The organism is Paenarthrobacter sp. CCNWLY172, assembly GCF_037402035.1.
Classification (GTDB): Bacteria; Actinomycetota; Actinomycetes; order Actinomycetales; family Micrococcaceae; genus Arthrobacter.
Genome location: NZ_JBBEGB010000005.1, coordinates 159,959 through 184,329, shown reverse-complemented (window position 1 = coordinate 184,329; position 24,371 = coordinate 159,959). Strand labels below are relative to the sequence as shown.

Here is a 24,371-nt window from a genome sequence, read left to right as displayed (position 1 = left end):
GTCGTTCACGCGTTGCCACCCGGGGTTTGGGGGAGAAGGCGGAAAATGATCTTGGTACGTCCCATCGTGATGGTTGAGCCGTCTGTAAGTTCCACGCTGCCGTTTACCTTATGCCCGTTGACGTAGCTGCCGTTGGTGGAGCCAAGGTCAACGGCCCACGTGCTGCCGTTCTGTGTGCGGACCTCAAGGTGTTTCCGGGAGACGCCGGTGTCATCCACCAGGATGTCGGCCTCCGAGGAGCGTCCCAGCACCACGGACTGGGCATTGAGGGAGTACCGCTGGCCACCAATGTCCAGAACTGGCTGGAGACGGGTGGGACGCCGGGCCGGTGCGGCCGGAACGTTGGCCCGTGGGGCCTGGGGGGCGGGTGCGGCGTCATCGGAGGATTTCTCGGTCCGGGAAGTGATCTCAAAGTGCCCGGCACGTTCTTCGTCATTGCGGCGGAACGAAATCCTGACTGCGCCTTGGAGCGTGTAGCCCTGGCTGCGGACGTGCTGGATGACGACGTCGCAGAGTTCCTCTGCCAAGGGAGTTCCCCATTCCTGGGCCCTGGCAAAATCTTCGTCACTGAGCAGGACATCGAAGACATTGGGAGCGAGGGTGCGGCCGGCAGCGATGGTGATGGACTTGTTGTCCAACTCGCGCCTCAACTTGCTCGCAATCTCCACCGGCTCAACACGTGCCCGCGACCCTGTGGAGAAGACGTTGCGAACGGCTTTTTCAATGCCGCGCTCGACTTTGTCCAGCAAACCCATGTCCTTCTCCTTTCCTTGCCGCGGCACCCGTTGTGCCTGGTCCGATAGTCCGTCTGCGCACACGGCGAAGTACGCGCCTGACGGCCCTTCCACTTCCCGATACTACTGGGACTGACTGGGAATGGCCTTAATCCACAACGCCTTGCGACCCGGAAAAGTTCGCTCCCGGCCCTCGCTGGTGCGGGAGGCGGCCCATGAAATTTCCGTGGAGTTCCGCCGCTGGGACGGGAATTTTCCGGGCTCCGGGGTCTCGCGGAGGGGGTGCCATCTCCCGATTGGTGTTTTGCCGGGAATGTCCGTTATGCTTTATCTCGCTGCTTTTGAAGGAAACGAAGCTGGGAAACCCGCTGAATCTGGAAAAAGAAGTTGCGCGCGAGTGGCGGAACGGCAGACGCGCTGGCTTCAGGTGCCAGTATCCGAAAGGGTGTGGGGGTTCAAATCCCCCCTCGCGCACGCAATTGAAAGAGCCCCGGTCTTAGGACCGGGGCTCTTTTGTTTTCCAGGGGATCCCAACTGGGTGACAGATAACGTTCTGTTGGCGCTTCGTAGGAGCAGTTGCTGTTACCTAGTTGGGTGAGGCGCGCGGAACCGTCAGCTGCGCGCAGAACCCGTGAACCGGCGTCGTGAGTTGCTCAGGTGCAGGCGCATGGCTGCCGCGGCAGCCACTTGATCACCCTCTGCAATTGCTGCGTATATAGAGGAGTGCTCGTGGACGACCTGGGCGAAGCGTTCGGGGGAGTCCTGGTCTTCGCTGGCGACGAGGCGCGGGCGGGGCATGGTGATCATGGTTTGGCCCAAGGCGGAGATGCAATCCGTATAAAAGGGGTTGCCTGTAGCTGCAGCCACGGCGCGGTGGAACTCGAAATCCGCTTTCATGGAGTGCGCCGGGTGGCCTGAACTCGCGGTGAACTGTTCCAAGGCGCCGTGCACGGCCTTGAGTTGGTGTTCGGTGTGGTTTTTCGCTGCCAATGCGGCAGCTTCGGTCTCGACGCCGATCCTGAAATCGAGCATCTGCAGCCGGTCTTCCATGCTGGATACCGAGCGTGTTCCTGGCGCTGCTGCTGGACCTTCCGCGGGCGGGGTCAGCGCGAAGCTGCCGCGCCCGCGTTCGGTTTCCACCAATCCCTCGGCTTGCAGTCGGGTCAGGGCCGAGCGGACGACCGTCCGGCTCACCCCGAACTCGCTGATGAGGGTGTTTTCGCTGGGGAGCTTCTCTCCTGGTTGGATGGCGCCGTCGACGATGCGGTTGCGGAGGTCGGCGGCGAGATCCGCGGTCAGGTTTCGGCTCATGGGTTCAAGATTACGCGCCGAACTCCACTGATTCCGTGGTCCACGCGCGGGCCTGATCGCTGAGCGTGACTCCCAAACCGGGGCGGTCCGGGACGATCATGCGGCCGTTTTTGGTCTCCAGGCGTTCCTCGAACAGGGGGTCGAGCCAGTCGAAGTGCTCCACCCACGGCTCGCGTGGGTACGCGGCGGCCAGGTGCAGGTGGATCTCCATGGCGAAGTGCGGTGCCAGGCCGAGTCCGCGTTCGTCCGCAAGGGCGGCGAGGCGCAGGAACTGGGTGATGCCGCCGACGCGGGGGGCGTCGGGCTGGATGATGTCGCAGCTGTTGGCGTTGATGAGGCCCTTGTGTTCAGCAACGGATGCGAGCATCTCGCCCGTTGCAATGGGCGTATCCAGGACCTGGGCCAAGTGTGCGTGGCCCTCAAAGTCGTAGGCATCCAGCGGTTCTTCGATCCAGATGAGGTTGAATTCCTCCAACTGGCGGCCCATGCGCAGCGCCGTGGCACGGTCCCATTGCTGGTTGGCGTCCACCATAAGCGGGACGTCCCAGCCGATGTGCTCGCGGACTCCGGCCACGCGACGCAGGTCTTCTTTGGAATCAGGCAGTCCGACCTTGATCTTGATGCCGCCGATGCCCTCATCGATTGACCGGGTGGCGCGTTCCTTGACCTCGTCCAGTGTGGCGTTGAGGAAGCCGCCTGAGGTGTTGTAGGTCTGGACGGAGTCGCGGTAGGAGCCGAGCAGTTTGGCCAGAGGGAGTCCGGCGCGCTTGGCTTTGAGGTCATAGAGTGCGATGTCGATCGCGGCAAGTGCCTGCGTTGCCACGCCCGAGCGGCCCACCGATGCGCCGGCCCAGAGGAGCTTGGTGTAGATCTTGCCGATGTCGTTCGGGTCCTCGCCGATAATGCCTTCGGCGACTTCCTTGGCGTGGGCGTACTGTGCGGGTCCGCCTGCACGCTTGGAGTAGCTGAAGCCGATGCCGCTGTGGCCCTGCTCCGTGGTGATCTCGGCGAACAGGAACACTACTTCGGTCATGGGCTTCTGCCTGCCGGTGAAGACTTTCGCGTCGCTGATCGGTACGGTGAGGGGCAAACGAGCCGTGGACAGCTTGACGTGGCGAATGAGATCTACGGTGCTCATGGTTCTCCTAGTGGGTGCGGCATCCTTGCCTGCCACTTAGGATACAAGTTGCAAACTTATACTACAAGGGTGGGGATCTTTGTGGCGACTGCCGAGGCATCACATACTCACTTGTTTCCCGGGGCTGTTGTCAAAGTTCACGGATCAGGGGCGCAGTTGGTGGTCACCTTCTCGGACGGCGCTTCCGCAGCCGCTGAAATAGTCGACGACGGCGGCAAGCCCGCCTTGGTCGTGGAGGCGTACACCACGGGTGCCGGGACGGTGATCCCGCGCAAGATGTGGTTTGTGAGCGCTTCCGAAACAGAGGGTACTGAAGGGTGGCTGAAGGTGGGCCGGGCAGTGGTGTTGGAATGATGAACGTTCAGGCGGGCTCGACCGGGTGCGGGATCATCAGATCCATCCCTGTTGCCAGGCTTTCTCCGCCGCTTCGTGCCGCGAAACGGCCCCGAGTTTCATCATTGCCGAGGACAGGTAATTGCGCACGGTTCCGGGGGCGAGCCGCAGTTGCCCGGCAACCTGCGTCACGCTGGACGTTGACCTGCTGTACCTCAATACGTCAAGTTCGCGGTCGGTGAGGGGGCAGCGCTCGGCGGCCAGGGCCGTAGCTGCAATTTCAGGGTCGATATACCGTTTGCCGCCGGCCACGCCCCGGATGACGTGGGCCAGGTCTTCAGCGGGGGTGGATTTGGGAACGAAACCCGAAACCTTCGAGGCCAAGGCCCGGCGCAACACCCCGGGGCGGGCATGGCGAGTGACGATGATGACACGTGTTGTGACGGTTGCCAGGATGCGGGTTGCTGCCTCGACTCCGTCCATCCTGGGCATTTCCAAATCCAAGAGGCAGATGTCCGGCTGAAACTCCAGTGCCAACTCCGCGGCGGTGACACCGTTGTCGGCGCTGGCAACCACCTCGATGTCAGGCTCCAGCCCCAAAAGAGCCTCCAAGGCGCCGCGGATGAGATGTTCGTCGTCGGCTATCAGCAAGCGAATGCGCTGCAGGTCATCAAGATCGTTCACGAAGCAATTCCTTGGGAGGGGACCGATGCCTGAAGTTCAAAGCGCTCCGCGTCCAAGATCGTTTCGACCTGACCACCCAGTGCCGAAATCCGTTCGCGAAGGCCCTTAAGGCCATTGCCGGGTGACTTGTTGACGAGCGAATCGCTTGTTACTCCGTTGTTGCGAATGGTGAGGTTGCAGCTATCCGCGGAAGCAACCAGCGTGATGGAAGCCAGTGTTGCATCGCTGTGCCTGAGGATGTTGGTGGTGGCTTCGCGAACCGCCATGGCCAGCGCCTTATGAACGTCGGGGTTTCCAGGAATCGGGTCAATCGTGAGTTCGCAATGCGCTCCAGCGGCCGAAAGTACTTCGCGTGCGTTCTCGAGTTCGTTTTCGAGAACTGTTCCGCGGTATCCGGAGACCAGGGAGCGGGTTTCCTCCAGCGCCTGTTTCGCGGAGAGCCGCGCATCGTGAATATGCCCGCGGGCAGCATCGAGATCGATAGTGAGCAGTCGTTCCGCAAGTTCGGACTTCAGGGCAATGACTTGGAGGTGGTGCCCCTGGATATCATGCAGGTCCGCGGCAAAGCGTAGCCGCTCCTGGGCAACGGCCAGTTCCCCTGCCATGAGCCGGTGCCTGTCCAGCTCCACAACTATCCGCCACCACCACAAGCTGCTGATCAAGACCACGGGCATCAATGCGGCATAGCTGAGAAGCATGCGTAAGCCGGGCTCTTCCGGGAATCCGTAGCCGTGGCCATGCAGCAGCGAGTAGATGGTGGGATGCAAAAGCGTCGTTGTGAGGCCAGCGCCCAGTACGACCAGCCGCTGGCGGGAAGGAAGCAGGCAAGCCACCAGGGACGCAGCCAACCACAGCGGCAGGCTCCACATGAGCGCATTGCTGGTAGAGAACAGGCCCAACACCCAAACGGCGACAGAAGAAACAAGCAGCGCCAGCGTCCAGGGAGTGCTCGGAAGTCCTCCGTTCAGGCCTGCCCGCAGGAACCAGCAGTACCGGATTTGGGCGGCCACCACGATGAACAGTGCAAGAAGGAGAAGCCCGGCAACGCCTTCGGAGCGGGAGGTGAACGCTTCCAGGGCAAGAATGACCAGCATGAAATCGAGAACCACGAGGATGAACACCATGGAACCGAGGGTGTACGTCCACGTCGTGCGTACGCTGCGACCCGGGCGTGCGGTGGGCTGCGGAACCTCAAGGTTCGTGGCTGCAAGGTTCGTGGCGGCTGGCATGACGCCCAGTGTAGGGCAATGACATTTGTCATGGATTCATCTGAAAAAGTGCAGGTGAAACAGTGACAGCAAGGCACTACATGGACCCCGATTGGCCCCTGAAGGATGGGACTGTCAACGTTTTCCATCCATGAAAGCAGCCACCATGATTGAGTCCCTGCAAGATTTCACGTCCTCCCTACCGCCCGTGTTGAAGTGGCTCGGGGTAGTGCTGATAGCGGCCATCCCGTTTGTTGATTCCTACTTCGGCGCTGTGGTGGGAGTGTTGACCGGTTTGAATCCCGCGGTGGCCATAGCCGCGGCTGTTGTGGGAAACGTCATCTCATTGCTCATCTTTGTCTTTGCCGCACACCGCGTGCGCACCAAAGTGGCGGCAAACAGGCCGACCAAGGAAATCACCCCGCGCCGCGCCAAATTGCGCGCCACCTTCGATAAGTTCGGTGTAGCAGGAGTAAGCCTGATCGGCCCAACAATTCTGCCCAGCCAGATCACATCCGTTGCCATGATCTCCTTCGGAGCCTCCAGGAACGCCGTCATCCTCTGGCAGATCATTTCAATCATTATCTGGGGGACCGCGTTCGGAATTCTGGCCACTCTGGGCGTTTCCCTGGTCCGCTAGAGCTTTCACGGCGCTGGATACCTTCTGCAACAGGCCGCGACGTTATGCGTGTCCTTCGAGTTCCGGGAATATTCAGAGCGACTGCAACACACTTGGCTACGTGGCGGACAGGTACTGGGTATGAGCTACCTATCAAGAGCCCCTGACAGGGAAGAGGCCTTTTGGGCGCTGTACGAATCCGCCTACGCTGACCTGCTCAAGTTTGTTCAGCGTCGCGCGGATGCGGCGAATGCCGAGGACATCGTGGCTGAGGCATTTCTTATCGTGTGGCGGCGGTTTTCGGAAGCGCCGAAGCACCAGGAGGACGCCCGGGCCTGGCTCTTTGGCATCACACGGAATCTCATGCTGAATGCCCGCCGCGGAGAACAGCGGCGGCAGGCCCTGGGCGTCCGATTAGCTGAGGCGACAGCCATATCCCCTGTCGATTCCCATGCTGACCTGGTCAGCAGCCGCGTTGACTTAGGCAGAGCATGGGCCCTTCTCTCCGAAGTCCACCAAGAGGCCCTTGGGCTTGCAATCTTCGAGAACCTGGCTGCACCCCAGGCGGCGCACGTGGTGGGCATCTCCCCGGTCGCGTTCAGGCTCCGGCTCACCCGCGCAAGGCGGGCTCTGCGACTGCTTCTTGACCACGTCCCCCAGAATGAGTCGCCGACGCCGGCGACATTTCCCGTAAAGGCCACGACACCATGAAAAACAGCCGGAATATCGACACGCTGCTGCGCTCCATGGACGCAGCCGGGCAGAGTGGAGCTCCCAACCCGGGCCGTTCGCAGAACGACGTGGAACAGATTCTCAGGTCCCATCGGATCTCTGCGGCCACCGCCTCCAGACCCGCGATCCACAAAACGTCGACGTCGGGCCCAAGCCGCCGTCGTCGTCGAACCCTCGCTTTGGGTACCTTTGCTTTTGCCGCAACAATAGGGTTCCTCGTCGTGCCGGCATTGTCCGGAGGCGACCCGGCATACGCCACGTGGACCGCCGCGCCGGGCGCGCTGATAGGTTCGGAGCGCGACGGCGCTGTCTCCGACTGCGTCAGGTCCAGCAAAGGTACTGGTGATGGCATGTTCGCCGGCGATGTGGATGCGGCAGAAGTTGCCATCGCCGAGAGGCGCGGCGCTTGGACCACGGTTGTCCTCAGCGGGGCTAACGGCTTCGAAGCCACATGCACCACCGACTCCACGGCCCCCTGGTTCAGGAAGGGCTCCTTCGGTTCAGTGGGAAAGCCCGGCAATGGACAGGAGCCCACCGGCAGGGGTATCAGGACCACCCAGCTGGGAACCGGGGTCATTGCCAACAATCCGCTCTCGATGGCTTCAGGGCAGGTTGGGCCGGACGTTGCTGCCATGAGTTACACCAGCAGGGCCGGCGAAAGGATTACGGCCACGGTGTCGAAAGGACAGTTCGCGTTTTGGCTTCCGGGCGGGGAACTGCCAAATTCCGGCGAAGACGTGCCTGTCGAAGTCACGTACACCGACAACACGACGGAAATCCGCTACCTCAGCCTCTGACGGTAACCCTTGAGACAAAGGAAAAACCTACCCCCGCAGCGCCCCGAAACCCGAAATCAGGGCCTCGAGTCCCAAGCTGAAGGCAACATCAGTGGGACGCGCATGCTGTTCCAGGGCCAGCCGATCCACGGCGGCCGTGAAGTTGGGGACCTGTTCGGCGAGGCTGCCGGCGTCGAAAATGTCCTCCGGCGCGGTGACGTCGTAAGCGGCCCCGAACACAAACGCCTCCAAGGCAACGATCGCGGAGATGATCTTCTCCTCAGGGAACCCGGCGTCCCGGAAGCCTGCGGTCACGGCCTCGTACATGGCCAGGGTCTTCGGGGCATTGGCCACCGGAAGTACTGCAATCACGGGGATCAGCGGCGTATGCTCCGAGAACACATCCCGGTAGGACCACGCCCAACGACGCACGGCAACATCCCACGGCTCCACCCCAAAGGCTGAGACATCCACCATCGCCGCCAAGTGGTCCTCCAGCAGCAGCAACACGTCATCCTTGGAGGCTACGTGGTTGTACAGGGCAGAAGGCGCGACACCGAGGGAACGTGCGAGGGCCGCCATGGTGAGTCCGTCATAACCCTTGCTGCTGATCAAGTCGAGTGCCGCCGTCGTGATGCCGTCCTGGTCCAGGATTGCCGCGGTCGGCCGACCGGCGCGGCGGCGCGCGGGGAGCGCGGAAGGAGCGGGAGTTGGTGCGGGCATCGGAAGCCTTTCTGCTGCCTGTGTCCCCAGCATTATTCCATCGGGCCTTCACAGCGGCCGACTCCAACGCTACTATGGATATAAATGAATGGCATTCATTTATTGGTCAGCCACCACGGACGGCCACGGAGAGGACATCATGCAGAATCTTGATCGCGACGTTGTGATCGTCGGTGCCGGACCGTCAGGGCTGACGGCGGCACGCGAATTGAAAAAGGCCGGACTCAGCGTCGCAGTGCTCGAAGCACGCGACCGCGTGGGCGGCCGCACCTGGACCGACACCATCGACGGCGCCATGCTGGAAATCGGCGGCCAGTGGGTTTCCCCGGACCAGACGGTGCTCATGGAGCTGCTGGACGAGCTCGGACTGAAAATGTACTCACGCTACCGCGACGGCGAGTCCGTCTACATCGGCGCAGACGGCAAGCGCACGCAGTACACCGGTGACACTTTCCCGGTGAACGAAACCACCAAGGCCGAGATGGACAAGCTCGTCGCCATCCTGGACGGCCTCGCCGCCGAGATCGGCCCCACCGAGCCCTGGGCACACCCCAAGGCACGCGAGCTGGACACCATCTCCTTCCACCACTGGCTCCGCCAGAACTCCAGTGATGAAGAAGCCTGCAACAACATTGGCCTCTTCATCGCCGGCGGCATGCTCACCAAGCCTGCACACGCCTTCTCCGCGTTGCAGGCAGTCCTCATGGCCGCCTCTGCCGGCTCGTTCACGCACCTGACGGACGAGGATTTCATCCTGGACAAGCGCGTCATCGGCGGTATGCAGCAGGTCTCGCTGCTGCAGGCAGCAGAGTTGGGCGACGACGTCGTCCTCAACAGCCCGGTCCGAACCATCAAGTGGGACGACAACAACGTGACTGTCGTGTCCGAGCAGGCAACCGTCAACGCGCGGTACGTGATCATGGCCGTGCCGCCGAACCTGTACTCCCGCGTCTCGTTCGAGCCCCCGCTGCCGCGCCGCCAGCACCAGATGCACCAGCACCAGTCCCTGGGCCTGGTCATCAAGGTCCACGCCGTGTATGACACCCCGTTCTGGCGCGAAGAAGGACTCTCCGGCACCGGCTTCAGCGCAGGCGCGCTGGTCCAGGAGGTCTACGACAACACCAACCATGGCGACACCCGCGGCACTTTGGTGGGCTTCGTATCCGACGAAAAGGCCGACGCCGTCTTCGAACTCAGCGCCGAGGACCGCAAGAAGGCCATCCTCGAGTCCATCGCCGGCTTCCTGGGCGATAAGGCCCTCACGCCCGAGGTCTACTACGAATCCGACTGGGGCTCCGAAGAATGGACCCGCGGCGCCTACGCATCCAGCTACGACCTCGGTGGCCTGCACCGCTACGGCAAGGACCAGCACGCCAACGTAGGACCGATCTACTGGTCTTCCTCCGACCTCGCGGCCGAGGGTTACCAGCACGTCGACGGCGCCGTCCGCATGGGCCAGGCAACCGCCGCCCGCATTGTTGAGGCCAACAAGCTGAGCGCGCTGCCCGTCGCCTAAGGCATTTCGTACGAGCACCGGCAGGCCGGGGAGAGCACCATTCCCGGCCTGCCGGCTCCACTGTTTAAGCAGTAACCGGTTTAAGCACCACAGGAAGGACCACCATGCGCTACGTAGTGGGCTACACCGCCAACGCGAGGGGGCACGACGCCGTTCACCTTGCCGTCGCGCTGGCCCGGAACCACGATGTCAGCCTTGACCTGGTCCTGGTGGTGCCTGAGGATTCCCCGTTCAACGCCGTCTACCCGCCTGAGACCGGCTATGACGACATCCTCAACGAGCAGGCACAGCGCTGGCTCGATGAAGGCCTCGCCTTGGTTCCGGACGACGTCACTGCCCGCGCCCACATCCGGCGCGGTGATTCCGAGGCCCAGGCGCTGATCGATGCCGCCGTGGAATTCGACGCTGCGGCACTGGTCATCGGCGCCACCAACAGCGGCCTCTTCAAGCGCTTCACCATCGGCTCTGTGGCGGGTTCGCTGCTCCACTCGTCGCCCGTGCCGGTGGCTTTGGCGCCTCACGGCTATCACCGCACCGAGCCGATCACGCGCTTGAGCTGCGGTTTCGGCACCCGGCCCGGTGCTGACGAACTGCTCGACGTCGCAGTGGAGTCTGCGCGGGACCGTGGCCTTCCACTGCGGCTCGTCTCCCTGTTGGCGCTCGACCGCGGTAACTCGCCTGGGTTGGCCGACGCCGCCTGGGTGCATGCGGCCGACCGGCTTGCCGCCGTCGGAAGCTCCGCAGACGCGAGCGGCGGAGCGGGATCCGTAACAGAAGAGCCGGAGATCGTCGTAGCCCAAGGGCGCACCATAGAAGAAGCCGTTGACCGACTCGATTGGGAAGACGGCGAAATCCTGCTGATCGGTTCCAGCCGCCTGGCCCAGCAGCGGGCCACTTTCCTGGGCAGCACCGCAAACCGGATCCTGCGTGCCCTCCCTGTACCCATGATCGTGGTTCCCCGCAACTACACGCGCCATAGCGCCTAGCAATCGCCTGAGAGGCAAAACCCATGTCAACTGCACCAAAGACGGTCCAGTCGAAAGAATCGCCAGCCCTGAGTGAAAAAGGGCTGAAGGCCGGATCGGTGGGCCTCATCGGCGCCGTCGTGATCGGCGTTTCCTGTATCGCACCCGCCTATACGCTCACCGCGGCCCTCGGCCCCACCGTGTCCGAGGTCGGTGTGCACCTGCCCGCCATCTTCCTGGTGGGCTTCATCCCCATGTTGCTGGTGGCGCTGGGCTACCGCGAACTGAACAACGCAATGCCCGACGCCGGTACCTCCTTCACGTGGGCCACGCGCGCCTTCGGTCCGTGGATCGGATGGATGGGCGGCTGGGGGCTGATCGCGGCCACGATCATTGTCCTCTCCAACCTGGCGGCTGTGGCGGTGGACTTCTTCTACTTGATGCTTGCCCAGATCTTCAGCAACCCGGAACTCGGTGAGCTCAGCAAGATCCTTCCGCTGAACATCGCCACCACGCTGGTGTTCATCGCCTTGGCTTGCTGGATTTCGTACCGCGGCATGGAGACCACCAAGGGCGTCCAGTACGTGCTGGTGGCCTTCCAATTGCTGGTCCTGGGCTGGTTTGCAGTCTCCGCATTTGCCCACGTGGCAAACGGCACGGCCTTCGATGCCACCGCTGTTTCACCTGACTGGTTCAACCCGTTCGCCGTGGACTCGTTCTCACAATTCGCCGCAGGTGTATCGCTCTCGATCTTCATTTACTGGGGCTGGGACGTCACCCTCACCATGAACGAGGAAACCAGGAATCCGGAGAAAACCCCGGGTCGCGCCGCGACCATCACGGTACTGGTCATCGTGATCATCTATATGACCGTTGCACTGGCTACCTTGTCCTTCGCCGGCGTCGGCGAGACCGGATTGGGTGCCGGAAACCCGGAAAACCAGTCCAGCATCTTCGCCGTGCTTGCCGGTCCAGTGATGGGTCCCTTTGCGATACTGATGTCGCTGGCCATTCTGAGCAGCTCAGCGGCATCTTTGCAGTCAACGTTCGTTTCCCCGGCCCGAACCATGCTGGCGATGGGCCACTACCGCGCCATCTCGCCAAAGTTCGGCAAGATCAGCCCTACGTTCAAGTCGCCCAGCTTCGCGACCATCGCCGCTGCGATCGCCGCCGCCGGTTTCTACGTGATCACCCGCACCGTGTCCGAGAATGCGCTGTGGGACACCATCACAGCTCTGGGCATGATGATCTGCTTCTACTACGGCATCACAGCACTGGCCTGCGTTTGGTTCTTCCGGGCCGAGGCATTCCGCGGTGCGCGTTCGTTCTTCTTCAGGTTCCTGGCGCCCTTGCTGGGAGGCGTGATCCTGTTGGTCATGTTCGTCAAGACGGCCATGGACTCAATGGACCCGGAGTATGGTTCAGGCTCCTCTGTGGGCGGCGTGGGGCTGGTGTTCGTCCTGGGAATGGGCGTGATCCTGCTGGGCGTCGTGATCATGCTGGTGATGTACAGGGTGCGGCCAGAGTTCTTCAAGGGCAAGGTTCTGACCCGGGCGTAGCCTCGCGGGAAATGGACGCCGCGAAGGCGAGCACGGCAGCGGAGAAGTCCAGTACGTCCGGCGCTGCACGCTGGCTGTGACCACCACGGTCCTCGTGGAGCAGCCAGGCCCGGCCCCCGCGTTCGCGGATTCCGGTAACAACCTCGACGGCGGCTCTGTTGTCCACGCGTTCGTCACGCCCCAGGAGGCAGCACAGGAGGGGCGGAAGCGCGGCGGCGGAGCCAAGTCCGCCCACCACATGAACCGGGGAGTAGGCCGCCCGATCATGGTCAGAGCACTCCCCGTCGGCGCCAAACTCGTGCAGCCATTGCTTTCCCAAGCCATGGCGGTGAAGGTCCACGGTGTCCAGCAACGGAGCCACGGCCACCACTCCGCCGAATGAGGCAGGGGACAGGAGGGCTGCTGCCGTGACCACCAAGCCACCATGCGAGGCCCCGAACGGCACGGTCTGCCTAGGTGTCGTCCAACCGGCCGATGTAAGGAATCCGGCCAGGTCGATGAGGTCCTGGATGGTCCGCATCTTCCGTGGACCCCGGCCCGCCTCATGCCAGTCCCGGCCCATTTCCCCGCCCCCACGTAGTTGCGCAGCCACGTACACCCCGCCGCTCTCCAGCCACGCCGGCACGCTGGGTTCGGCCTCGGTCCTGTGTGTCACGCCAAAACCGCCGTAGCACGTGAGAATCAGGGGCAGTGGCCGCGCCGGGAGGCCGTCCGGCCCAAGGTCTGAAGCCCGTGCGGAGATGACCAGGGGGATGCCGACGCCGTCACTCGCCACCGCTGTGACCCTCTGATGGAGTATGTTGCCGCTGGGGTCTCTGGAACTTTCGTTCGAGCGCACCGGTTCATCCACACAGAAAACCCCCGATGGACGTTCCGGGGAGGCCGTCTGGAGCCAGAGGTCAGTGCCATCGGCATGGGGTTGGATGGCGAAGGATGAGACGTATTCGGCTGGGGATAAACGGTACACGGGGCGGCTATCCAGTGTGACTGTGGTGCCGTGGTGGTCGGAGGCCAGTTCCACGCGGATCCCGCCGGCGGGCGCGGCGGTGGGATGCCAGGCCCCTGACTCCAACTCCCACTCTCTTGTCCCGGTCCCCGGGTTCTTCGCCGCCAGTCGGAGATTCCCCTTGGCGCGCGTCAGCGAGAGCCGGCTGCCCGTGGTGCTGCCAAGATCCGTTGGAAACGGGAGCTCCTGGGGGTGACCGGCGTCGAGCGGGCAATGCATGATCTGCTGGCAGGGCGGCTTGCCGGTCAAGACCCAGATCCCGCCACCGTCTGGCTCCCAAACCGGCGCAGCGTACCAAGCCGTCGCGCCCGGGATGTGGACCGGCTGCGTCCCGGCAGCGAGGATCCAGGTTTCCGCTAGTTCGCTGGCGGAGGTGCTCAGCAAGGCCGCGATACGCGTTCCGTCAGGGGAGATGGTGAATCCGCGGACAATGGTGCCCGGTGCCGTGGGGAGCCGGACGCCGGGCGGCGCAGCCACACCCGGGTGGGCCCGGCGAACATTCCAGGCATCCCGTAGCCCGGCCTCGGCTGCCAAGTGCAAGGACGCAAACGCTTCGCCCGGCCCGCGCCAAAGAAAGGCAGCCTGTCCGCCGGCGAACTGGGGGAGCCCTTGGCGGGGTGTGGAGTCCCAGCGTTCCAGGAGGGAACGGAAATGCGGCCGAAGTCCTCTGCCAGGAACGGCCTCCTCGAGGGTATTCACCGTCCCACCGTGTCGCCCGGCGCTGCGTCCACAGCAGATACCCAAGCGAGGTGGCCGCCGTCGTGCAGGGGACTGCCCAGGGTGATGGTGCGCAGGGGGCTACCGGCCGCTGATGTGTCCACTACGTGCAGTTCGCCATGTCCACCGCGGGTCACGGCGACGAGTTCCGAGGACGGTGAGGCGGCAATGGCGCGTCGTTCGGCGTCGTCCCAGGGTTCATTGCCGGGCCGTGGGGCGCCGTCCATGCGGGGGAGATCCCACGTGCCCCGCAGCGCCGGTGGGCCTGCCTCCAGCGGTCCAAGGTGGTGCACCGAAAGCACGTCGCCCTCCGGATGGACGCGGGCGGTCGCGATGCCGTTGGCAGTCAGCGCGAAACGGAAGACCAACCCCTGGCCCAGTGGTGTGGTCTGCGTCAGCCCGGTATCCAGGTTGTGCACCCACAAAGTGTTGCCCCATTGGGCCCAGTCTCTGGGCTCCCCGCCACCGTGGCGAAGGACGGCCACCAGGACACGCCGCCCCGGGCAGAAGCGCAGGAAGTAGGCGCGGCCGGGAGCATCCCACGCGATGGCCTGGAGGGCCTCCGGCTGCGGCTTGCGGATGTCGAAGCGTTCCAGGCCCTGGCCCGTGGCCACGAACATGGTGCCCGTGACGGGATCGAAGGCGTCGCCGTGGCCGTCGGGGGAGGCCTCAGCCCGCAGCCCTTCCATGGGCGGGCAGTGCACTCCTTCGGCCAGGATCCGCTCCACGCTGAAGGATTCGATGCCGCCGGGTTCGCGGTGACGCACGACGGCGGCAGGCCCCTCTGGCGTTTCGCCCACCACGACGCCAGGCTCCCCCGCCCTGGTGCGGATGCGGCGTGAGGTGGGTCCGCCGTCGGACTCCAGGTCCACAACCGTGAGGAGATCGCTCCAAGGTTCCCAGGAGACACCAAGCCCGGTGGTGACGGCAATGAAGCGGCCCGAGGGGTCGCAGGCCAGGTGCTCACCCGGGATGGCCACGGGAATGGTGCGGAGCGGGGTGTTGGTGAAGGCATCGGCGATGACCAGGGCACCTCCGGCGTCGTCGATGAACGCGCATCGTCCGCCTCCCAACGGCAGGAACCCGGCGTGCTCCGCCAGGACCACGGAGTCCAGGCGGCGCTGGACTGCCCCGGTGACCGGATTCAGGAACTGTACGTTGCCCGCTTTTTGGTCGGCGACCACCAAAACTTCGGAGTTCATTGGCTCTCCCTTTCACTTAATTTGAGAATGGTTCTCATTAACTATAGTGTGACGTTGTCGCCGCAACAGCGGAGGCAACCACCACCACCGAAAGGAGACCAACCATGGAAAAGACCACGGTTTTGGTTGAAGTTGAAGAGACCGAGCAGCTGGCACACCTGTCGGCAACGCACTCGAATGCACTGGTCGAGAACCCGTTCGACTAGTCACTAAGCCAGGGGGTGGGGGCGCCGGCGCGCCCACCCCCTTAGCTCCACCCCCGCAACTCTTGGAAGGAACCATGGGCACCGCAATAGACAGCTTTGACGTCGCGGGAAGATCAACCATCCGCAGCGGTGACGGCGCCTTCTTTCATCTCCCACCCTCGGCAGGCAGTGGCCAGAACCTGGCGACAGGCATCAGCGACGAACTGCTGCAACGCCGCCAGGCTGGTGCGCGTCCCCTCGCCGGACGGGAGCGAATCGGGCTGGTAGCCCCCGAACCCGTTGCTGCCGCACTCCTGCCGGTGTTCCACGAGGCCGGGGTTGACCTGACGGCGGGTGACGACAGGGAGCCCGGCTCCGTAGGACTCCTCCTCCACCTGGCAGCTACGCCCGCCGAGCGGAACCGCTTTGAGGCGCCGGGGGGCCCTGCGGCCGTGCTCCGCTTCTACGGAGAAGGCGACCTGGTCTTCGTAGATCCGCTGTCTCTTGAACCGGCAGACCCAACAGGGTGGCAGGTACTCCGGCGCAGGCTCGCAGCCTCACCGGCCGCCGCCGAACTGAGGGCCTGGCTGGATACGCCCGCTGCTGCCGCGGACTTCGCTCCCCAAGGGGTAGCCATGGACCTGCTCACGGCCAGACTGCTCACCATCATCACCGCTTGGCAAAGGAATTCGCCGTCACTTGCCGCTCACCGCCGTACGCTCTGGCGGCTGGACACCCTGACGTTGGCAGCCAGCGAACATCCCGTTCTGCCCTTCCCGGAACCCGCCAGCCTGGGCGAGGGCTTGCGGGCCCCGCTGCGATGAGACCCGCCACTGCCCCGGATTACCTGGACATCACCGCTGACGACGGCGTTCGGCTCACCGCAGACCACTACCGCGCACCGGCGGAAGGGGAAGCCCAAGGGGCGGTCCTGATCCGGACACCCTACGGCCGGACCCAGTACGCGGCCCAAGCCCACGCCTGGTGCCGTGCCGGATACGACGTAGTGGTACAGGACGTCAGGGGGCGCTACGGGTCCGCCGGCGCATGGAATCCCTATGACAAGGAGGGCGCGGACGGAGCTGCAACCGTCCGCTACCTCGCCGGGAACGGGTTGCTCAGGGGCCCCCTCATTCTGGCTGGAGCCTCCTATGATGCCCACTGCGCAGTTGAAGCAGCACGGGTTCTGGAGAAGGAACGGGCTCCGGAGGAAACACGGCGTCCGGTGGCAGCCGCTCCCAAACCCCTGGCCGTGGTGGCGATGGTGCCGGCGCTGGGCCTCTGCGAAACAGCCAGAGAACCCGATGGCACACCGCGCCTGCGGGACCGGATTGGTTGGTGGCACCAGCACGGTTTCGGTAAGGAGTCCGGCCACCCTTTACCTGCCGCAGAGCTCCGGCGGATATACCGGCAGGCTGAGGAGCGCGGGATGGACTGGATGATTCACAACCTCATGGATGACGCCACGTATGGTCCGGGGTCCACCGCTGGTTGGAAGCGGCTCTGGGACGCCACACCAGCCGACCTTCACGCCCTTTATGGCCAGCTGAACACGCCGCTCCTGATGATTTCGGGACAACGGGACTTCTTTGTTGCCGAAGCTGCGAACCTGGTGAGGGCCTGGGGCAGCGCAGCACCGCGGACCTTGGTGGAAACCCTTTGGGGACCATGGGGACACCGACTCGCCAACGACCTCGGCGCCGGAGCCGCCGCAGCACTCCGCCAACAGGGTGGCCTGATGGCCCGGATCAAGGACTTTCTGGCTGCCGCCAGCGGCTGGGATCCAACCGGCGCCCAGCCCGGGCCCCTTGGAGACCGCCGCCCACCAGTCCTCCAGTGGGAACCCGGCGACCAGCCACACACATGGCACTGGGCGCCTGCGACCCCCGAGACGTTGCCGCACCACCTGAACAACCACGGAGAATCATGACCACAACAGCCGAAACCCTGGGCCTGCTTCCCTTGCACACCTTGGTGGACGAGCAGACAGGGATCATCCGCAGGGTCCGTCCCGTTCTCACCCCGGAGAACGCCCCACCCGCATACACGTCCATGACCGCGGAGGTATCGAACGCGCGGTGGCTGGGAGACTGGCCCGCCGACCGCGTTTCACTGGGCACCACGTTCGGCGACAGCCGACAAGCCTGGATCGCGGCCGTCGCCGAAGGCATGGAACGGTACTGCGGCAACTTCATTCCCGCGGACCTCCCGGACCACCACTACTTCACCGGGACGGCCCATGAGCTGACGGCGTCAGGCCGGGCCGCCGTCGGGCTTGAACAACTGCCGCGATTCGCGGACTGGCAGCTGGAGCGTGCGGCATTCCCCTACCGGGACCTCGACGCCGACACTCCCGCGCTGTGGACAGCATGCAGGCGGGAATCGGACAGCTCGGAGGTGTGGCTTCCTGCGAGCCTTACCCTCCTGAACTGGCGGCAACGGCGCTTCCGTGACCTCCCGCGGATCCATCATCTGAACTACGCGGGGATCGCCACCGGGCAGGGCCGCGCTGATGCCACGGACAGGGCGGTGCTGGAAACCATCGAACGCGACGCCCTGGAACTGTGGTGGCATTTGGACGGTCCCACCCGCGGTATCAGGCCGGAGAGTGTTCCCGGACTGGTGGACGCCATGGCCGGTTGCCGGCTGCAGTACTGGGTGGTGGAAATGCCCAGTGAGTTCGCACCCTGCATGGCGGCCCTGGTGTTCGATCCGGACACGGGGCTGTACGCCGCCGGATTCTCCTGCAAGAACGAACCCGCTGAAGCGGCACGCAAGGCAGTCCTGGAGGCTGTCCACACGTGGATCTACTCCCAAGGTGCCACCGACGCTGATGGTTGGGTGTTCCAAGCGGTGGAGGCAGGGCTCATGGCCAAGGGGCTGTACTTGGAACACCGTGAAGACCGTCAATACCTGGACGACGTGGGGCCCGGATTCGGTTCAGTCCGCGACCTCGGTGCGCATGTTCAGGTGTGGCTTGATCCCCGGACACACGTCCTCGCGGAACGCTTCACCAAGCCCGCAGGTGGGCTGGTGGACATTGCTGCCGTGGATGACGTGTCCATGCCGGAGCTCTACAGGCGGCTGGAATCGGCCGGCCACACCGTCTATACCCGTGAACTGACCACTCCCGACGTCGCGGCGACCGGCCTGAGTGTTGTCCGCGCCGTGGTGGGAGGGCTGGTCCCCAACGCGCCGGCCGCTTTCGCCTACCTCGGCTGCCCCAGGTTCACCACAGCGGCGTTGGAGCGCGGGTGGCGTGAAACGGCGCCGGCCCTGCCCGAGGACTTCACCCTCACCCCACCTCCCCACATGTAATGGACGTCCCCCACGTACTCCTAGCCCCAGGATTTGCCCGCGCCTGGAGCCACGAGGTTCCCGGTCCCGTGCAGCCGCCCGGCCCTCAAGGTTCCCCGGCGTCCGGCACAGTTGAGAGCCCGCGGCATGATGGGCTCCCGGTGGCTGCCATGCTGCGGGCCATCTGGTGGAGCGAGGACTTCCACCCGAATCCCGCCACCGGCCTGCCCGGGAAGGTGCGGAAACGCCCAGTGCCGTCGGCCGGCGGGTGCTACCCGGTGCAACTGCGGGTCCTCTGCGGGGAAGGCTGCGACGTGCCGCCCGGAACATACGTGTTTAACGGCACCGGCTTCAACGGCAGCGGCGGTGAGTTGCTCCGCCTGCGGAACCACGACGACGGTACCCCACCCCAAGGGGGTCTGCGGGCACCCGCGCGGGGCGCCGTCGTCGTGCTGACCGTGCTGCCGCAGCGCACCCTGGCAAAGTACCACCACCGTGCGGGTCCGCTGCTGATCGCGGATACTGCCTACGCGGCGGTGGCCTTGGTTCACCATGCCGCTGCCCGGGGTGTGGACGCCCGGTGGGATGCCGTGGCACCCCGCCCTTGGCCCGGCTCTGTTCCGGAGTTCGGGCTGGCTACGGTCTCTCTGGGAGTGTCCCCGGCGAGGTGCCAGCAGCCCCGTCATGACCGGATCGCCGGGGTTTCGGAGGCGCAGCTGGCTGCCCGCAGGAGCTGTGGGTTATCCCGCTTGCGTGCCCGCCCGGCCGCCGACGCAGGCCGGGTGGTTGGGGAACTCCTGGACCGTTCCCTCCTTTCCTTCCCGCAGCCAGCCCCTTCGTCCTGCCGTGCCCGGGTCCTGTCCGCGGAGTCGCTCCGTGATCCGGAACTGGCCGATCGATGTGCCGGGCAGTCCTGGGTCAGGAGCCTCGACGCCCTGTTGGTTTTCGAGATCCTGGGCACGCCAACCCCGGCTGCCATGTGGTGGACCGCCACGTTGGCCGCTCATATCCTCTACACCGCGCTTGGCGCGGACCTGCCCCTGGAATTTCGTCCGGTGGGCGGTTGGACCGGCTCCCGCTGCGGCTGGACCACACTCCATGGGCTGGGCGTAGCAATCCGGAAACCACTCACCACAAACCACGAAAGGGCCGCGAATGCTGGTCAATAAGAGGCTCTTCCAGATGACGGGTGGGCACCGCGGCCGGCTGGCTGGAGTGACAGCCCTGCTCTGCGTCACCACGGCGAGCTACTGGTTGCAGGCGTGGTTCCTGGCTCAGGCCCTGGCGGCGCTGGTGGTTCTGGTGCGGGTTCCCGGAAACCCCGACGGCGGCACGTACGTGCCGCTGGCTCCCTACCTTGCCGGGGTTCTCGCCTGTGGCCTGGGGCGCCTTGTGATCCAGCAGTTCCACGCCCGGCTTGCCAGTTCTTTGGGCTCCGGGGTGCGGTTGCAGGTACGACGGAAGTTGGCCGACAGCCTGCTCCAGCCCGAACGACTCAGGGATACCTCGGACCGCGGCGGAGCCCGGCGGCTGGCCCTGAGCGAAGGTGTGGACGGAGTGGACAGCTACATCAGCCAGTACATCCCCCACGCTTTCCAACTGCAGATAGTGGTGCCCGCGCTTCTTGTCTGGATCGCGTGCCTGAATCCCTTGCTGGCACTCGCCTTGGCCCTTGCCGTGGCCGTGGCTGTTGGTGCGCCGAAGCTCTGGGGAAAGGCCTTGGCGAAACGCGGAAAGCAGCACTGGGACAGTTACGAGGCACTCAGTGCCGACTTCCTGGAGGCCCTTCAAGGGATGCGGACCCTCAAGATCCTTCACGCGGTTCCCCGGACCAGGGCGCGGCTCCATAACAGGTCCCAAGAGCTTCATAAAGCAACCGTGTCCACCATGCGCACGTCCCTGGTGGACACGGCGTTGGCGGACTTCGGAATCCAGTCAGGGATGCTGGCCGCCGCCGCGCTGGCCGCATACGCAGCGCTGGGGCAGCGGCCGTTGCCCGGACCGGAGACTGCGGCGATCACGTATTTCCTGCTGATGCTCTCGTCGGAAGTTTTCAGGCCGGTACGGGATCTTGCACGGCAATGGCATGCCGGGTATCTGGGGCTCTCGGCCTTGGGCAGTATTGACGCGGCGGGAGGCGCGGACGCCCGCGGCGATAGCACGCTGACGGGCGAGGGGCAGGCGCGTTCCGCGCAAGGAGACCCTTCCGCGCCCGGGATGCGCCCCGGCGTCGTGCCTCCCGGTCGTCTCACTCTGCAGAACGTGAGCTTCCGATACTCAGCTGCGGACCCCTGGGTTCTGCGGGATGCGTCGGCGGAGATCCAGCCCGGCGGCCTCACCGCGCTGGCGGGGGTGTCAGGGGCGGGGAAGAGCACACTGTTCGATCTTCTGCTGGGTTTCCTGCCGGCGGGGGAGGGCCGCATCCGCCTGGACGGTCAACCACTCAGCCCAAGTGACGTCAGCGTGGTCTCACAGCGCAGTTACCTCTTTCCGGGGACCATCCGGGAGAACCTCCGCGTGGTGGCGCCTGCAGCTACGGAGGTGGAAATCCAGCGTGTCGTGGAGATTGCCGGCCTGGCAGACGATCTGCGGCAGTGGCCCCACGGGCTGGACACTGTGCTGTCCGAAGGGGGCGGATCCGTCTCGGGAGGCCAGCTCCAACGGCTTTCGATTGCACGGGCACTCCTGGTGGACAGGCCGGTTCTTCTCCTGGACGAGCCAACGTCCGCCCTCAATACCGAGCTCGCAGGACAGGTGTTGGAGGGGCTTCGCCGCGAAGCCGGACGCCGGATTGTGCTCATGATCGCCCACCGGCCCGAGGCCCTCGCTGCCGCGGACACCGTACTCCGCCTGGCAGACGGCCAACTCCACACACAGCAACAGGAAGCAGCCACGCTATGAGCCTCACCGCACGCACACCCCGCAACCCGCTCCTGGGCCTGGTTCCGCACATGTCCGGCGAGTGGGCAGGGATCGTGTGGACCGCGGTTGTGGGCATCCTGAACAACCTGGCCCTCATTGTCCTTGCTGTCGTGGGCTCCTACGTTGTGGCGCTGGCTGTGATGAGGCAAGAGCCCGCAGCCGCCGAATGGTGGGTCGCCGGGGTGGCGGCCGTGGTGTTCAGGGCGGTGCTGACGTGGCATGAGATGGACATCTCGCACAGCATTGCGTACCGGATCCTGGCCGCGCTGCGCATGGCGCTCTTTGACGGTTTCGCGCGCGGCGTCCCTTCCCGCACGCCGGACCAGCACACCGGAAAACTCGCCGCCACGGCCATGGGCGATGTTGAAAAGCTGGAGTTCTTCTACGCCCACACGGTTGCCCAGCTGGCTGGCTCCGCAGTGCTGTTCGTGGCCGGGGTGGCTGCGGTGTGGCCGCTGGGGCCGGGCCTGGCCGTGGCCTTGCTGCTGGGGTTCGTGGCGCTGGTGGCGGTGACGCTCCCGGGATTGCACCGGGGCGCCGTGCTGGGGGCGAGGGTGCAGGAGGCCAGATCCGGGGTGTCGGTACTCGCCGTGGACCTGCTGGCCGGCACCCGCGAGATCCTGGGTTTCGGACTGCGGGAGCACGCGCAACGCCAACTAAAGGAACAGAGCCTGGCAGTGGATGCCGGCCAGCGCAAGCTCAATTCCTTCCTTGCCTTGGCAACGTCCTTGCGCGAGCTGTGTGTCCTGGGCACCGTGGTGGCGGTCTTCGTCGCCGCCATCTCACAACCCGGGCTGGATTCTGTATGGTTGCCCGCCCTGGTTGCCGGCACTCTGACTCTCCTGGCTCCAGTGGCCGAGGGCGTTGCCACCGTAACCCAGCTCCAGCCGCACCGTGCCAGCGCCCAGCGCGTTGGGGAGGGCATCAGCCTGCCCTCGGCCGCAAAAGTTTCGGGGCCCCTCGTGGAGTTCAACCCCCAAGGGCCGCTGGGTCTGGAGGTCCGGAACCTGCAGTTCACGTACGACGACGGCGCGCCGGCTTTGCGCGCGACGTCCCTGTCCGTGGCGCCCGGCGAGCATGTGGGGATCAGCGGCCCATCCGGTGCAGGAAAGACCACGTTGGCCCGGTTGTTGGTGCGCCTGTGGGTGCCGGATTCGGGGAGTATCTCGCTTGTGTCGCGCAGCGGGGAGTCCGTGGACGCCTGGGCCGTGGACGAGGCGTCGTTCCGGCGTATGGTCACGTTGGTGGAGCAGGACGCCCCGGTTTTCCATGGTTCCGTCCTGGACAACATGCGCCTGGCCCAGCCCACGGCAACTGAAGCCGACGTCCTGTCAGCCTTGGACCTGGCCGGGCTTCCGCTCGCTGGCGAACGATGGGCGGATGGCGTGGATACTGTGATCGGCGAGCAAGGGGTGAGCCTGTCCGGTGGTGAGCGTGCCCGCTTCTGTTTGGCGAGGGCCCTGCTGATCAAGCCGAAGATTTTGGTGCTGGATGAAACCACAGCCAGCCTGGACCCTGCCTCGGAGCGTGCCTTGGTGGAGGCTGTTGCTGCAATCGCCGGCGACACCACGGTAATCACCGTGTCCCACAGGGAGTCCACCCTGGCCGCATGCCACCGGCGGGTGCAGCTGGGCTAGCTTCCCGCTCCCGCTTCCCCCGCCCGTCCTCTCGGGCGGGGGAATTGGAGGGCTTAGAACGCGTCGGGGTGGAGGCCCTTGGCGATCTGCTCCACGGCGCGGAGGTTGCCCCAGGTTCCGGGCATGACGTCATCGGAGTCGACGGCCACCAATCGCTGGTTCTTCACTGCGTCTACCTCAGGGAACTTCTCCTGAAGGAAGGTGCGGGTGGCGTCCTCGTGGGCCTTGTCCAAGGTGGTGAACACGATGACCTCGGGGTTCTTCTGTACAAGTGTCTCTGGAGAGATCATGGCAGAGAAGAACGTGGCGAAGGCTTCATCGGACGGGCTGAAGAGGTTCTCGCCACCGGCAGTCTTGATCATGTCGTACTCGATTCCCGCCCCGATGGCCGCAATGGAGTTCCCCTCAACAAACAGCTCCACCACGGTGGGCTTCTCTTTGCCTTCCACCTTTGATGCAACCGAAGCCAGCATCTCAGCTGCTTCCGTCCGAACGGCTGACGTACGCTCACCCGCGCCAACCACAGCGCCGATGTTCTCGATATCCGTGAGGATGTCCTTGACCTCGGCCTTGCTCCGGCGTTCCATGCAGCCCGCCGTTGCTATGTAGGACTCAGCGCCTGCAGCTTTGAGTTGTTCGATGCTCGCAAAGCCCTGCTCGGCAGTGAATTCATACGCTGTGGGGGAGTAGACGAAATCGGGGTTGGCGCCCAACAGGACTTCGCGCGACGGCGGCATCTGATCACTCAACTGCTGCACGTTACCGCGCTCTTTAAGTTCCGGCAGCAGCTCGCTGCCTTTGCTCTGTGCCTCAGCCACTACCTTGTCCGCGGCGCCCAGCTTCACCAACAGCTCGGACTGTCCGGGAGTCATGGCCACCACCCGCTGGGGCACGGAGGTGAAGGTCAGGGTGCGGCCGCAGTTCTCGATTGCTCCCGCGGGCTGCGCGGCGACACCGGCGTTTTCCTTGGCAGGTGTTTGGCTGACTGCTTGACCGCAGCCGGACAACAGCATTCCGCTGAGTGTCATCACGCTCAGGACCGCAGCGGTTTTGGGCAGGGTGGATTTCTTCATGTGTGTGCCTCCAGTTGGGTTGTATCGGGTGATG

General features: G+C 64.7%; 23 protein-coding genes and 1 tRNA gene. 15 read left to right on the top strand and 9 right to left on the bottom strand.

The genetic code is table 11. The annotated features are described in order from the left end of the window. Window positions 1-5: 5 nt before the first annotated feature. A complete protein-coding gene (locus WBN73_RS09515) occupies window positions 6-755 on the bottom strand; it encodes an FhaA domain-containing protein (protein WP_207595604.1) in 750 nt (249 codons plus the stop codon). Window positions 756-1,125: 370 nt separating this feature from the next. Here WBN73_RS09515 and WBN73_RS09510 point away from each other — a divergent pair. Further along, a tRNA-Leu gene (locus tag WBN73_RS09510) sits at window positions 1,126-1,208 on the top strand. A gap of 138 nt (window positions 1,209-1,346) precedes the next feature. Here the strand turns inward: WBN73_RS09510 and WBN73_RS09505 are convergent. Both WBN73_RS09505 and WBN73_RS09500 read right to left on the bottom strand, forming a co-directional pair. Next, a complete protein-coding gene (locus tag WBN73_RS09505; protein WP_337340129.1) occupies window positions 1,347-2,045 on the bottom strand; it encodes a FadR/GntR family transcriptional regulator in 699 nt (232 codons plus the stop codon). A 10-nt stretch (window positions 2,046-2,055) separates the two neighbouring features. Then, window positions 2,056-3,183, bottom strand: coding sequence for an L-talarate/galactarate dehydratase (locus WBN73_RS09500; RefSeq protein WP_090822204.1), 1,128 nt, complete (start codon window positions 3,181-3,183; stop codon window positions 2,056-2,058). 69 nt (window positions 3,184-3,252) lie between these two features. On the opposite strand from WBN73_RS09500, the gene WBN73_RS09495 reads away from it, so the two are divergent. Beyond that, window positions 3,253-3,537 carry a hypothetical protein gene (locus WBN73_RS09495; RefSeq protein ID WP_337340130.1) on the top strand — a complete coding sequence of 95 codons (285 nt, stop codon included), beginning with the start codon at window positions 3,253-3,255 and terminating at the stop codon, window positions 3,535-3,537. A gap of 36 nt (window positions 3,538-3,573) precedes the next feature. On the opposite strand, the gene WBN73_RS09490 is transcribed toward WBN73_RS09495, so the two are convergent. Then, window positions 3,574-4,200: a response regulator transcription factor gene (locus tag WBN73_RS09490; protein WP_242703461.1), complete on the bottom strand. Its 627-nt coding sequence runs from the start codon at window positions 4,198-4,200 to the stop codon at window positions 3,574-3,576. Continuing rightward, window positions 4,197-5,429: a sensor histidine kinase gene (locus tag WBN73_RS09485; RefSeq protein ID WP_207595607.1), complete on the bottom strand. Its 1,233-nt coding sequence runs from the start codon at window positions 5,427-5,429 to the stop codon at window positions 4,197-4,199. The genes WBN73_RS09490 and WBN73_RS09485 overlap by 4 nt, the downstream gene beginning before the upstream one ends. A gap of 145 nt (window positions 5,430-5,574) precedes the next feature. Between WBN73_RS09485 and WBN73_RS09480 the strand changes: the two genes are divergently transcribed. The 3 genes from WBN73_RS09480 (at window position 5,575) to WBN73_RS09470 (ending at window position 7,556) form a co-directional block, all read left to right on the top strand. Further along, on the top strand, window positions 5,575-6,048 hold the full coding sequence (locus tag WBN73_RS09480; RefSeq protein WP_207595608.1) for a hypothetical protein: 474 nt from the start codon (window positions 5,575-5,577) through the stop codon (window positions 6,046-6,048). 120 nt (window positions 6,049-6,168) lie between these two features. Continuing rightward, window positions 6,169-6,738, top strand: coding sequence for an RNA polymerase sigma factor (locus WBN73_RS09475; protein WP_337340131.1), 570 nt, complete (start codon window positions 6,169-6,171; stop codon window positions 6,736-6,738). Further along, window positions 6,735-7,556 carry a hypothetical protein gene (locus WBN73_RS09470; protein ID WP_207595609.1) on the top strand — a complete coding sequence of 274 codons (822 nt, stop codon included), beginning with the start codon at window positions 6,735-6,737 and terminating at the stop codon, window positions 7,554-7,556. The genes WBN73_RS09475 and WBN73_RS09470 overlap by 4 nt, the downstream gene beginning before the upstream one ends. A 27-nt stretch (window positions 7,557-7,583) precedes the next feature. Here the strand turns inward: WBN73_RS09470 and WBN73_RS09465 are convergent, their stop codons facing one another. Then, a complete protein-coding gene (locus WBN73_RS09465) occupies window positions 7,584-8,291 on the bottom strand; it encodes a TetR/AcrR family transcriptional regulator (protein ID WP_207595610.1) in 708 nt (235 codons plus the stop codon). A 55-nt stretch (window positions 8,292-8,346) separates the two neighbouring features. Between WBN73_RS09465 and WBN73_RS09460 the strand changes: the two genes are divergently transcribed. From WBN73_RS09460 to WBN73_RS09450, 3 genes are all read left to right on the top strand, one after another. Further along, window positions 8,347-9,774: an FAD-dependent oxidoreductase gene (locus WBN73_RS09460; protein ID WP_207595611.1), complete on the top strand. Its 1,428-nt coding sequence runs from the start codon at window positions 8,347-8,349 to the stop codon at window positions 9,772-9,774. Between the two features lie 104 nt (window positions 9,775-9,878). Then, entirely contained in the window at window positions 9,879-10,760 is an 882-nt protein-coding gene (locus tag WBN73_RS09455) for a universal stress protein (RefSeq protein WP_337340132.1), read from the top strand. A gap of 23 nt (window positions 10,761-10,783) precedes the next feature. Then, entirely contained in the window at window positions 10,784-12,298 is a 1,515-nt protein-coding gene (locus tag WBN73_RS09450; protein ID WP_207595613.1) for an APC family permease, read from the top strand. On the opposite strand, the gene WBN73_RS09445 is transcribed toward WBN73_RS09450, so the two are convergent. Beyond that, window positions 12,270-14,003: a prolyl oligopeptidase family serine peptidase gene (locus tag WBN73_RS09445; protein ID WP_337340133.1), complete on the bottom strand. Its 1,734-nt coding sequence runs from the start codon at window positions 14,001-14,003 to the stop codon at window positions 12,270-12,272. The two genes, WBN73_RS09450 and WBN73_RS09445, sit on opposite strands and share 29 nt — an antisense overlap. Next, window positions 14,000-15,223, bottom strand: coding sequence for a YncE family protein (locus tag WBN73_RS09440; protein ID WP_337340134.1), 1,224 nt, complete (start codon window positions 15,221-15,223; stop codon window positions 14,000-14,002). The genes WBN73_RS09445 and WBN73_RS09440 overlap by 4 nt, the downstream gene beginning before the upstream one ends. 104 nt (window positions 15,224-15,327) lie before the next feature. Here WBN73_RS09440 and amiA point away from each other — a divergent pair, with 104 nt between their 5' ends. The 7 genes from amiA to WBN73_RS09405 all read left to right on the top strand — a co-directional run bounded on the left by amiA (window position 15,328) and on the right by WBN73_RS09405 (window position 23,264). Further along, window positions 15,328-15,429: a streptamidine family RiPP gene (gene amiA, locus WBN73_RS09435; protein WP_242703463.1), complete on the top strand. Its 102-nt coding sequence runs from the start codon at window positions 15,328-15,330 to the stop codon at window positions 15,427-15,429. A 74-nt stretch (window positions 15,430-15,503) separates the two neighbouring features. Further along, entirely contained in the window at window positions 15,504-16,232 is a 729-nt protein-coding gene (locus WBN73_RS09430; RefSeq protein ID WP_337340135.1) for a hypothetical protein, read from the top strand. After that, entirely contained in the window at window positions 16,229-17,338 is a 1,110-nt protein-coding gene (locus tag WBN73_RS09425) for a CocE/NonD family hydrolase (protein WP_337340136.1), read from the top strand. The genes WBN73_RS09430 and WBN73_RS09425 overlap by 4 nt, the downstream gene beginning before the upstream one ends. Next, window positions 17,335-18,726, top strand: a complete 1,392-nt coding sequence (locus tag WBN73_RS09420; RefSeq protein ID WP_337340137.1) for a YcaO-like family protein — start codon at window positions 17,335-17,337, stop codon at window positions 18,724-18,726. Before WBN73_RS09425 ends, WBN73_RS09420 begins: the two co-directional genes overlap by 4 nt. Then, complete coding sequence (locus WBN73_RS09415; protein WP_337340138.1) at window positions 18,726-19,874, top strand: hypothetical protein; 1,149 nt, start codon at window positions 18,726-18,728, stop codon at window positions 19,872-19,874. Before WBN73_RS09420 ends, WBN73_RS09415 begins: the two co-directional genes overlap by 1 nt. Next, entirely contained in the window at window positions 19,861-21,606 is a 1,746-nt protein-coding gene (locus WBN73_RS09410; RefSeq protein WP_337340139.1) for an ABC transporter ATP-binding protein/permease, read from the top strand. Before WBN73_RS09415 ends, WBN73_RS09410 begins: the two co-directional genes overlap by 14 nt. Beyond that, window positions 21,603-23,264 carry an amino acid ABC transporter ATP-binding/permease protein gene (locus WBN73_RS09405; protein ID WP_337340140.1) on the top strand — a complete coding sequence of 554 codons (1,662 nt, stop codon included), beginning with the start codon at window positions 21,603-21,605 and terminating at the stop codon, window positions 23,262-23,264. Before WBN73_RS09410 ends, WBN73_RS09405 begins: the two co-directional genes overlap by 4 nt. A 53-nt stretch (window positions 23,265-23,317) precedes the next feature. Here WBN73_RS09405 and WBN73_RS09400 read toward each other — a convergent pair whose 3' ends face one another. Beyond that, a complete protein-coding gene (locus tag WBN73_RS09400) occupies window positions 23,318-24,337 on the bottom strand; it encodes an ABC transporter substrate-binding protein (RefSeq protein WP_337340141.1) in 1,020 nt (339 codons plus the stop codon). Window positions 24,338-24,371 lie beyond the last annotated feature (34 nt).

Coding starts and splice junctions, on each gene's coding strand:
- WBN73_RS09515 (WP_207595604.1), bottom strand. CDS start 755: ATGGGTTTGCTGGACAAAGTCGAGCGCGGCATTGAAAAAGCCGTTCGC.
- WBN73_RS09505 (WP_337340129.1), bottom strand. CDS start 2,045: ATGAGCCGAAACCTGACCGCGGATCTCGCCGCCGACCTCCGCAACCGC.
- WBN73_RS09500 (WP_090822204.1), bottom strand. CDS start 3,183: ATGAGCACCGTAGATCTCATTCGCCACGTCAAGCTGTCCACGGCTCGT.
- WBN73_RS09485 (WP_207595607.1), bottom strand. CDS start 5,429: ATGCCAGCCGCCACGAACCTTGCAGCCACGAACCTTGAGGTTCCGCAG.
- WBN73_RS09480 (WP_207595608.1), top strand. CDS start 5,575: ATGATTGAGTCCCTGCAAGATTTCACGTCCTCCCTACCGCCCGTGTTG.
- WBN73_RS09475 (WP_337340131.1), top strand. CDS start 6,169: ATGAGCTACCTATCAAGAGCCCCTGACAGGGAAGAGGCCTTTTGGGCG.
- WBN73_RS09470 (WP_207595609.1), top strand. CDS start 6,735: ATGAAAAACAGCCGGAATATCGACACGCTGCTGCGCTCCATGGACGCA.
- WBN73_RS09465 (WP_207595610.1), bottom strand. CDS start 8,291: ATGCTGGGGACACAGGCAGCAGAAAGGCTTCCGATGCCCGCACCAACT.
- WBN73_RS09460 (WP_207595611.1), top strand. CDS start 8,347: ATGGCATTCATTTATTGGTCAGCCACCACGGACGGCCACGGAGAGGAC.
- WBN73_RS09455 (WP_337340132.1), top strand. CDS start 9,879: ATGCGCTACGTAGTGGGCTACACCGCCAACGCGAGGGGGCACGACGCC.
- WBN73_RS09450 (WP_207595613.1), top strand. CDS start 10,784: ATGTCAACTGCACCAAAGACGGTCCAGTCGAAAGAATCGCCAGCCCTG.
- WBN73_RS09440 (WP_337340134.1), bottom strand. CDS start 15,223: ATGAACTCCGAAGTTTTGGTGGTCGCCGACCAAAAAGCGGGCAACGTA.
- amiA (WP_242703463.1), top strand. CDS start 15,328: ATGGAAAAGACCACGGTTTTGGTTGAAGTTGAAGAGACCGAGCAGCTG.
- WBN73_RS09430 (WP_337340135.1), top strand. CDS start 15,504: ATGGGCACCGCAATAGACAGCTTTGACGTCGCGGGAAGATCAACCATC.
- WBN73_RS09425 (WP_337340136.1), top strand. CDS start 16,229: ATGAGACCCGCCACTGCCCCGGATTACCTGGACATCACCGCTGACGAC.
- WBN73_RS09420 (WP_337340137.1), top strand. CDS start 17,335: ATGACCACAACAGCCGAAACCCTGGGCCTGCTTCCCTTGCACACCTTG.
- WBN73_RS09415 (WP_337340138.1), top strand. CDS start 18,726: ATGGACGTCCCCCACGTACTCCTAGCCCCAGGATTTGCCCGCGCCTGG.
- WBN73_RS09410 (WP_337340139.1), top strand. CDS start 19,861: ATGCTGGTCAATAAGAGGCTCTTCCAGATGACGGGTGGGCACCGCGGC.
- WBN73_RS09405 (WP_337340140.1), top strand. CDS start 21,603: ATGAGCCTCACCGCACGCACACCCCGCAACCCGCTCCTGGGCCTGGTT.
- WBN73_RS09400 (WP_337340141.1), bottom strand. CDS start 24,337: ATGAAGAAATCCACCCTGCCCAAAACCGCTGCGGTCCTGAGCGTGATG.